The sequence below is a fragment of the Paenibacillus sp. FSL K6-1330 genome, assembly GCF_037976825.1.
Lineage (GTDB): Bacteria > Bacillota > Bacilli > Paenibacillales > Paenibacillaceae > Paenibacillus_AQ.
On the sequence record NZ_CP150269.1, the window covers coordinates 1 to 10,000 of the forward strand.

The following is a 10,000-nucleotide window of genomic DNA, read 5'->3' on the forward strand; positions in this document are numbered from 1 at the left end:
TTGGAAAGCCATACTTCCGAATTATGGCAAGAAATATTATCGATCATACAAACCAAGCTGAGTAAACCGAGTTTTGACACTTGGTTTAAAGCGACCAAGGCATTGACCATTAACGATCACTCCGTCGTCATTTCAGCACCGACAACGTTTGCTGTGGAATGGCTGGAGAGCCGATACACCAAGCTGGTTAGTGCAACCGTACTGGAGGTGGTGGGCAAACAGGTGGATGTCCGCTTTGTCATTGAAGAGGCTAAAGGACACGAACCTGTGCCGCAGCAGCCCTCGCCGCCGCTTGAAATATCCGGGGAAGAAATTCAGTCTCATATGCTGAATCCGAAGTATACGTTTGATACCTTTGTCATCGGTTCTGGCAACCGGTTCGCGCATGCTGCCTCGCTCGCTGTTGCTGAAGCTCCGGCTAAGGCGTATAACCCATTATTCCTATATGGTGGAGTTGGTCTTGGAAAAACGCACTTGATGCATGCGATCGGCCACTATATTTTGGAGCACAATCCCAGCAGTAGAGTCGTATATATTTCCTCCGAGAAATTCACCAACGAGTTCATCAACTCCATTCGGGATAACCGCGCTGAAAGCTTCCGCAACAAGTACCGTAGCGTCGATATTCTGCTCATTGACGATATTCAGTTCTTGGCAGGCAAAGAATCGACGCAGGAGGAATTTTTCCACACGTTTAACGCCCTGCACGAAGAGCGGAAGCAGATTATCATATCCAGTGACCGTCCGCCTAAGGAGATACCGACGCTGGAAGAACGGCTCCGTTCCCGGTTCGAATGGGGATTGATCACCGATATTCAACCACCGGATCTAGAGACGCGGATCGCTATTCTTCGCAAGAAAGCGAAAGCCGAGAATCTGGATATTCCGAACGAAGCCATGATGTATATCGCCAATCAGATCGATACGAACATTCGTGAGCTCGAAGGTGCCCTGATCCGTGTCGTTGCCTATTCCTCCCTAACCAATCAGGACGTAACCACGCATCTGGCAGCCGAAGCCCTGAAGGATATTATTCCGTCCAGTCGGCCGCGAATGATTACGATTCAGGACATCCAGCAAAAGGTCGGCGAGTATTACAACCTGAGGCTGGAAGACTTCAAAGCCCGCAAACGGACCAAAGCCGTCGCGTTTCCGCGGCAAATTGCCATGTACCTATCCCGTGAATTAACCGACTATTCCCTTCCCAAGATCGGAGAAGCATTCGGAGGCCGGGATCATACCACTGTCATACATGCCCATGAGAAGATTACCCAATCTCTGAAAAATGACCAGGAGCTGTTTAAAGTGGTCAATAATATTACGGAGAAAATCAAAAATCCAACCTGAACAAGTTCAAAGCCTATGCACAATCTATACACATGTGGATAGGCTTAATTTTATGCCTTTTCTGGGGCTTATCCACATATTCAGTGCCCCTATTACTATTACTAATAATAATTAATAAATAATTTAACCATAAAGAGGGGAATCCTCTTGGCATTCGCCAAGTGAAAAAACCCCTCTCATTTTTCCGTAAGGAGTGAAATTGATGAAAATCAGCATATTAAAAAATGTATTAAACGAATCCATTCAACACGTATCCAAGGCGATTTCCAGCCGAACCACAATTCCGATCCTCAGCGGCATTAAACTGGATGTCACCTATTCGGGTGTCACACTAACTGCTAGCGATACTGATATTTCCATTCAATCGTTTATTCCTGCGGAAGATGAGAAGCATACCATCGTCCAAGTAGAACAGCCTGGTAGTGTTGTGCTGCCAGCCAAATTTTTTGTTGAAATCATCAAGAAACTCCCTTCCCAAGAAATCCAGATGGAGGTAAAAGAAAACTTCCACACCTTTATCTCTTCGGGAGCTACGGAAATTCAGATGGTGGGTTTGGACCCGGAAGAATTCCCTGTATTGCCTAACATCGAAGACAGCCAAACCGTTTCTTTGCCTGGAGATCTGCTGAAAAATATGATCAAGCAAACGGTATTCTCCATTTCCACCCATGAAACAACGCCTATTTTGACTGGGGTATTATGGAGTCTGAACGACAATGAGCTGAAATTTACCGCTACAGACCGTCACAGATTGGCAACTCGCTCCGCACAGCTGGACAATGCGCAGGACATTTCGTTCAACAATGTCGTTATTGCGGGTAAAACGCTGAATGAGCTGAGCAAAATCATTCCGGACCAAAATACGCTGGTTGATATCGTTGTGGCCGATAATCAGGTATTATTTAAAATTGACCGTGTTCTGTTCTATTCCCGTATACTGGACGGCATTTATCCCGATACTTCTAGAATTATTCCAACATCGCATAAAACAGAACTCGTTTTGGACACAAAAAAATTAAGCGAGTCGATCGACCGCGCTTACCTGCTCTCCAAAGAGGAGAAAACGAACATTGTTCTCCTGCAAACGATGGAACATGGCGGCATTGAGATCTCTTCCAGCTCTTCCGAGCTTGGTAAAGTGCGTGAAGAATTGGATCTGGTCGATTTCAAAGGGGAGCCGCTGCGCATCTCGTTCAACTCCAAATATATGCTGGACGTGCTCAAGGTGGTTGAAAGTGAACAGCTGATGATCGCTTTCATGGGAGTTATGAGCCCGATCATTCTTAAACCGCTCGACGACAGCAAGAGCCAATATATTATTCTGCCGTACCGTACGGCCAATTAAAGTTATCCCCATGTTGATAGGGATGAAAGGACGAAGTCATGAAACAAATATTTATCCACAGTGAATATATCAAGCTGGATCAGTTCTTGAAGCTTTCAGATTGCGTATCCACAGGTGGGATGGCGAAGGCACTGCTGCAGGAAGGAGCAGTTCTGGTCAACGACGAAAAGGAAGAGCGGCGCGGACGCAAACTGGTACCTGGCGACATTGTCAAGGTGGAGGATTGCGGAACGTTTCAGGTGGCAGCACAATAGACAGCCTCCCGCAGCCGCTTTGGCGCTACGCGCGGAAGACGAGGGAGAGGATAAGCTTGTTTGTCAAAAATGTCAGCCTGCAGCACTATCGAAACTACGAGAAGCTGCAGCTTGAGGCGTTTGGTGACGTTAATTTGATTATCGGACGCAATGCTCAGGGAAAGACGAATTTGATGGAGGCGCTCTTCGTGCTTGCTTTAACGAAGAGCCACCGTACCTCCAAGGATCGCGAATTGATTGGATTCGACCAATCCAGTGCCCATATATCAGCCGAGATCGACCGCAAGTACGGAGCTTTGAAGCTGGAGCTGAGCTTATCCCAGCAGGGGAAGAAAGCAAAAATCAATGGACTTGAGCAGCGGAAGCTTAGCGATTTCATCGGCTCGCTCAATGTCGTAATGTTTGCTCCCGAGGATCTGGAGATTGTCAAAGGCACGCCGGGGGTTCGCCGCCGGTTTCTTGACATGGAGATCGGCCAGGTGGCACCAAGCTACTTGTTTCATCTGCAGCAATACCAGAAGGTGCTCGTGCAGCGTAACAATCTGCTGAAGCAATTGTGGGGGAAGGGCAGCGCCGAACAAGCGATGCTGGACATTTGGAACAGCCAATTGGCAGAACATGGTGTTAAAATCGTCAAGAAGAGGAAACAATTTATAAAAAAGCTGCAAAAGTGGGCTGAAAGCATCCATCAGGGAATTACAAACGGCCTGGAAGAGCTCTCTTTACACTACCTTCCGTCCTTTGCTGACGCGGAGGAAGAAGATGAAGCTGTCTTATTTGAGACATTTATGATAAAATTATCACAAATGAAAGAGCAAGAAATACGGCGTGGTATGACATTGGCAGGTCCTCATCGAGATGATCTGGCTTTTTATATTAATGGCAAAGAAGTCCAAACGTATGGATCTCAAGGTCAGCAGCGGACGACGGCGCTATCTTTGAAACTGGCTGAAATCGAGCTGATACAGGAAGAGATCGGTGAATATCCGGTGCTGCTTCTGGATGATGTGCTTTCTGAATTGGATCCGTACCGGCAGACACAATTGATCGAGACATTCCAGAGCAAAGTGCAGACATTCATCACGGCGACGGGCATTGAGAGTTTGAATACCGACAAATTGAAGGGTGCCAGCATTTTTCATGTCCATGACGGACAGGTGGGCTCTTAAGGAGTGATTCCATATGTATATTCATTTGGGCGGAGAGAAGATCATCCGTTCGTCGGAGCTGGTTGGAATTTTTGATATCTCGATCGAGAAATCCTCAAAAATCTCCAAGCAGTTCGTCACGCATGCCCAGCAGCATAAAGTCGTGGAGATGATTGGCGAAGAAGATCCGAAATCCATTGTGGTGACGAAATCGATCGTCTATTACTCTCCGATCTCCTCTGCAACGCTTAAGAAGAGAGCCAATCATTTTGTAGCTCAGGCATAACAGAATCTGTAGAAGTAGGTGAAGGCATGTCTATGAATCAACCGACATATGATGAGAATCAGATTCAGGTACTGGAAGGATTAGAAGCCGTTCGTAAACGTCCGGGGATGTACATCGGGTCCACCAGTGCCAAGGGTTTGCATCATTTGGTATGGGAAGTTGTGGACAATAGTATTGACGAAGCAATGGCGGGAATATGCGACCATATCGAAATCATTGTCCATGAGGATAACAGCGTTACCGTTGTCGATAACGGGCGCGGAATTCCGGTCGGCGAGAACGCCAAACTGAAGAAGTCGACGCTGGAAGTCGTTATGACCGTCCTTCATGCCGGCGGTAAGTTTGGCGGCGGCGGATATAAAGTATCCGGCGGTCTGCATGGTGTTGGTGTCTCAGTTGTGAATGCACTGTCTTCGAAAGTCGTGGTTCAGGTCAAACGTGATGGGCACATCTACCAACAGGAGTATCATCGTGGCGTACCTCAATATGATATCAAGATCATCGGGGATTCCGACGATCACGGGACAACCGTAACCTTCCTGCCGGATTCGGAGATTTTCACGGAAACAACGGAATATGATTACAACACGCTGCTGACACGGATCCGTGAGCTGGCGTTCCTGAACAAGGGCATTGCGCTTACACTGACGGACGAACGTACAGGTGCCTCCGACTATTTTAAATACGAGGGCGGAATCATTGAATACGTCAAGTTCCTGAATGAGAAGAAGGAAGCGCTGCACGAAGACCCTATCTATGTTGAGGGTTCACGGGATAATATTCAGGTTGAAGTGTCGCTCCAGTATAACGATAGCTATACCGAGAATATTTACTCTTTTGCAAATAATATCAACACGCACGAAGGCGGAACGCACGAATCCGGCTTTAAGAGTGCGCTCACTCGAATCATCAATGACTATGCCCGCAAAACGGGATTGATCAAAGATAACACCAACAACCTGTCGGGTGACGATGTGCGTGAAGGATTGACGGCAATCATCTCGGTCAAAGTACCGGAACCGCAGTTCGAAGGACAAACCAAAACCAAGCTCGGCAACAGTGAAGTGCGCGGTATTGTGGAATCCTTGTTCGCTGAGAAGCTGCAGGAGTTCCTGCAGGAGAATCCATCGGTTTCCCGCCGGATCTTGGAGAAGGCGCTCCAGGCATCACGTGCTCGTGAAGCGGCGCGTAAAGCCCGCGAGATGACACGCCGGAAGAGTGCGCTTGAAGTCAGCGCATTACCAGGTAAACTGGCAGACTGCTCTTCCAAGGATGCCTCCATCAGTGAGCTGTACATCGTCGAAGGTGACTCTGCCGGCGGATCCGCCAAGCAGGGACGCGATCGACATTTCCAAGCCATTTTGCCACTTCGGGGTAAAATTCTCAACGTGGAAAAGGCGCGGCTTGACCGTATCCTCTCCAATGCGGAGATCCGGGCGATCATTACGGCGCTGGGCACAGGGATTGCGGAAGATTTCGATCTGTCCAAGGCCCGTTACCACAAAATCATTATTATGACTGATGCCGATGTCGACGGTGCGCATATTCGTACCTTGCTGCTGACGTTCTTCTACCGTTACATGCGTAAGCTGGTGGAAGCTGGTTATATCTATATCGCCCAACCGCCGCTCTTCAAGATCGAGCGCAATAAGGTGATCCGTTATGCCGGCAGTGAGAAAGAACGTGACCAGATCATTAAGGAGTTCGGTGAGAACGTCAAAATTAACGTACAGCGCTACAAAGGTCTCGGCGAGATGAACGCCGGACAGCTGTGGGAGACGACGATGGATCCGGAGAGCCGTACCATGCTTCAGGTGACCATCGAAGATGCGATCCTGGCCGATACATTGTTTGATACCCTGATGGGCGATAACGTTGAACCGCGACGGGATTTCATTCAGGAGCATGCGAAGTCGGTCCGTAATTTGGACGTATAAGGTTTTCATTCAAAAAGGGGCATCCCAAGGTCTGCGAAGGCCTCAGGGCTGCCCCTTTATTTTTACGATGGATGCTGGATTTGGTGTACACGCCATATAACCAAATTTGGGGGATTAATTAATATATCGTATGCTAACCGGTCTTTTTGACTTTTTTCTTGCTTGATAAGTTACGCCCATAAGCGGTCGCATATTTTTTTACTTGATTGTAGATGCTCGGATCTTTGAAAAATTTCTTGAACGGGAACAGTGCAGGTTTGGTATTAACCTCTAAGATCCAGATGTTCCAGCGACCGTCAATGGCAATATCCAAGCCGATTTCTTTCAGATTGGGATAGGATTTCTGCAGCTGGGCTGCGACATTCACCCCAAGCGTATTCAGCTCTCTTCGGATATTCTCTGCCTCTTCTGCCGTCATATGCTCGGTCATCAGCGGTTTATAGTGTTGAACCACGCCGCCGCTGTGATGGTTGGTAATGATTTTATTCTTGGCCGCCACCCGCCCGATTATTCCTGTGCTCACCCACTGACCCGATGGACTTTTCTGTGTAAGTACTCGAAGATCAAAGGGGTTACCCTTATGACTAAGCAGATGGATGCCTTGCTGAATCAGATACGTCTGGCCCTGGAACAGAGTGCTCAGTGTTTTATGGAGACTCTCCAGAGAGGTAAATATTTCGGTTTTCTGTTCATAACGAAGCTTGTAGGAAGTAGTCGTGGTTTCGTCGGCATCATCGTTTTGGGAATGGAGCTGCTCGACTGACATGACGCCCATACCGTAGGTTCCCCGGTCAGGCTTGATATACACAAGCGTATGTGTACCGAGCATGTCTTCAAGCGCCTCCAATGAATATTGGCGGGTGGAGGGAACATAAGAGACGAGACCTTTATTTTTCAAGAGTATTTTCGTTTTCGCCCACTTGCTTGCAACGCGTTGAATAGTCAACCATCTTCATCCTTTCCAGCTGTATGATGTGAGTGACAGGATTTTGCCTGTCGCGTAATACAAACTCGTGTTGATCCGGTTGATTTGAAAGAATGGGGCCATCTCCAGCAAGAGAGCCTATACCCGGAAAACATAGGACAAGTATGACAAACAGTGGTATAATATAAAGATGTGATGATACGAAAAGTCCTGTGCAATGCATTGTATGTGAAAAGGGGCACGGAGGACAGGGCGTATATCCCGGTTTCCGGGCAAAATCATTCTTTCACTTGATCCATCCCGTGTTTAATTGTGCACGGTTTGTGAAAGTAATATAATAAAGGTTAGTGCGTTTTTAGGTTTCTGATCACTATTCTGCTTTTTTCACATAGATCAAGGCATGGTTGATAGGAAAATGAAGGAGGTCCAGCATGGCGGAAGAAAATTTCTCCCAAATCAAAGATCGTGACATTGGTACCGAGATGCGCGAGTCCTTTATGGACTACGCGATGAGTATCATTGTCAGCCGGGCTTTGCCGGATGTACGGGACGGAATGAAGCCAGTACACCGTCGTATTTTATATGCGATGTCTGAACTTGGAATGGCCCCGGATAAACCGCATAAGAAATCGGCAAGAATTGTTGGCGAGGTTATCGGTAAGTACCATCCTCATGGTGATTCCGCAGTTTATGAATCCATGGTTCGGATGGCGCAGGACTTCTCCATGCGTTATATGCTTGTTGATGGACACGGAAACTTCGGTTCCATTGACGGCGATATGGCAGCGGCTATGCGTTATACCGAGGCTCGTTTATCGAAGATTGCTATGGAAATGCTGCGTGATATTAATAAAGAGACTGTAGACTTTGCTCCTAACTATGACGGTGAGGAACAGGAACCGGTCGTTCTTCCCGCGCGTTATCCTAACTTGCTGGTAAACGGCGTATCCGGGATTGCAGTAGGTATGGCTACTAATATTCCGCCTCATAATCTCGGTGAAGTGATCGATGGCGTTCAGGCGATGATTCGAAACCCGGATATCACACCGATGGAGCTGATGGACTATATTCAAGGACCGGATTTCCCGACAGCGGGATATATTCTGGGACGTGAAGGGATTCGTCAAGCCTACCGCACGGGGCGAGGGTCCGTTACGATGCGGGCAAAGGCGACCATTGAAGAGAATAACAACAAGGCGCGCATTGTCGTTCACGAGATTCCGTATCAGGTGAACAAGGCTCGTTTGGTTGAGAAGATCGCGGAACTGGTTCGCGATAAGCGGATTGATGGCATTACGGATCTCCGCGACGAGTCGGACCGTAACGGTATGCGGATTGTTATTGAGCTGCGCCGGGACGTCAATCCGAATGTCGTTCTGAATAATCTGTACAAACATACGGCCATGCAGTCTAATTTCGGTATTAACATGCTGGCCATCGTAAACAATGAGCCGAAAATTTTGAACCTGCGTGACGTGCTGTTCCACTATTTGGAGCATCAGGTCGTCGTTATCCGTCGCCGGACCGAGTTTGAACTGAAGAAGGCGGAAGCTCGGGCTCATATTCTCGAAGGTTTGCGGATTGCGCTGGATCATCTCGATGAGGTTATTGCCCTCATTCGCGCGTCACAGACCACAGAGGCTGCTCGCGAAGGCTTGATGGAGCGTTTCGGTCTCAGTCATGAGCAGGCGCAGGCCATTCTGGATATGCGTTTGCAGCGCCTGACCGGACTCGAACGTGAGAAGATTGAGAACGAGTACCAGGAATTGCTTGCCAGAATCGCGGAACTGCGCGAGATCTTGGCTAATGAGCATCTTGTGCTGCAGATTATCAATGATGAGCTCCAAGAGATTAAGGAGCGCTTCTCTGATGAACGCCGTACCGAAATTACGGTCGGGGAAGACAGCATCCTGGACGAGGATCTGATTCCACGTGAAGAAGTGATCATCACCATTACGCATACCGGTTACATCAAGCGTCTGCCTGCGAACACCTATCGCAGCCAGAAGCGGGGCGGCCGCGGCGTAGTGGGGATGGATACGAAGAGTGAGGATTTTGTCGAGCATCTCTTCGTTACGAATTCTCACCACTACCTGATGTTCTTCACGGACAAAGGGAAGGCGTACCGGTTGAAAGCTTATGAGATCCCAGAGCTTAGCCGTACCGCCCGCGGAACACCGATCATCAACCTGATTCAGATTGAACAGGGCGAGTCGATCAATGCCGTGATCCCTGTGGAGAACTTTGACAGCGATAATTTCCTGTTCTTTGCAACGCGCCAGGGTGTCGTTAAGAAAACCCCACTTGAGGATTATGTCAATATCCGCAAGGGCGGTCTGATTGCGATCAACCTGCGCGAGGATGATTCCCTGATCGAGGTTAAGCTGACAGATGGTCAGCAGGAGATCATCATGGGTACGGCACAGGGAATGTCCATCCGCTTCAAGGAGAGTGATGTTCGCTCGATGGGAAGAAGCGCGACGGGGGTTAAAGGAATTACACTGGATGACCATGATGAAGTCATTGGCATGGACGTGGTGGACCAGGAACTTGATATCCTTATTGTAACGACCAAAGGTTACGGTAAGCGGACGCCTGCAAGCGACTACCGCAGCCAGACCCGTGGCGGTAAAGGGATCAAGACCATCAATATTACGGAGAAAAATGGACCAGTTGTGGCACTTAAGGTCGTGAAATCAGAAGAGGATCTCATGATTATTACGTCTAGCGGCACCATCATCCGTACGAGCATGGAGGG

General features: G+C 48.3%; 8 protein-coding genes (1 of these 8 cut by a window edge). 7 read left to right on the forward strand and 1 reads right to left on the reverse strand.

The window, feature by feature from the left end:
- The 6 genes from dnaA to gyrB all read left to right on the forward strand — a co-directional run bounded on the left by dnaA (window position 1) and on the right by gyrB (window position 6,317).
- Window positions 1-1,347: a chromosomal replication initiator protein DnaA gene (dnaA, locus tag NYE54_RS00005; RefSeq protein WP_076326303.1), complete on the forward strand. Its 1,347-nt coding sequence runs from the start codon at window positions 1-3 to the stop codon at window positions 1,345-1,347.
- A 202-nt stretch (window positions 1,348-1,549) separates the two neighbouring features.
- The gene (dnaN, locus tag NYE54_RS00010; RefSeq protein WP_098749608.1) at window positions 1,550-2,692 is read left to right on the forward strand and encodes a DNA polymerase III subunit beta; all 1,143 of its coding nucleotides are present in this window, start codon (window positions 1,550-1,552) and stop codon (window positions 2,690-2,692) included.
- A gap of 38 nt (window positions 2,693-2,730) precedes the next feature.
- Window positions 2,731-2,946, forward strand: a complete 216-nt coding sequence (gene yaaA / locus NYE54_RS00015) for a S4 domain-containing protein YaaA (RefSeq protein WP_076326305.1) — start codon at window positions 2,731-2,733, stop codon at window positions 2,944-2,946.
- A gap of 56 nt (window positions 2,947-3,002) precedes the next feature.
- A complete protein-coding gene (gene recF, locus NYE54_RS00020) occupies window positions 3,003-4,115 on the forward strand; it encodes a DNA replication/repair protein RecF (protein WP_339269170.1) in 1,113 nt (370 codons plus the stop codon).
- Between the two features lie 13 nt (window positions 4,116-4,128).
- Window positions 4,129-4,380 (forward strand): extracellular matrix/biofilm biosynthesis regulator RemA family protein, encoded by a 252-nt coding sequence (locus tag NYE54_RS00025; protein WP_071219299.1) that lies wholly within the window; start codon window positions 4,129-4,131, stop codon window positions 4,378-4,380.
- Between the two features lie 26 nt (window positions 4,381-4,406).
- On the forward strand, window positions 4,407-6,317 hold the full coding sequence (gyrB, locus tag NYE54_RS00030; RefSeq protein WP_076326307.1) for a DNA topoisomerase (ATP-hydrolyzing) subunit B: 1,911 nt from the start codon (window positions 4,407-4,409) through the stop codon (window positions 6,315-6,317).
- 133 nt (window positions 6,318-6,450) lie between these two features.
- Here the strand turns inward: gyrB and NYE54_RS00035 are convergent, their stop codons facing one another.
- Complete coding sequence (locus tag NYE54_RS00035) at window positions 6,451-7,263, reverse strand: YheC/YheD family protein (protein WP_339269173.1); 813 nt, start codon at window positions 7,261-7,263, stop codon at window positions 6,451-6,453.
- A gap of 410 nt (window positions 7,264-7,673) precedes the next feature.
- Here NYE54_RS00035 and gyrA point away from each other — a divergent pair, with 410 nt between their 5' ends.
- Window positions 7,674-10,000: the 5' portion of a DNA gyrase subunit A gene (gyrA, locus tag NYE54_RS00040; protein WP_076326309.1), read on the forward strand. It continues 169 nt past the right edge of the window; the window shows 2,327 of its 2,496 coding nt (coding positions 1-2,327); its start codon is at window positions 7,674-7,676; its stop codon lies off the right edge, out of view.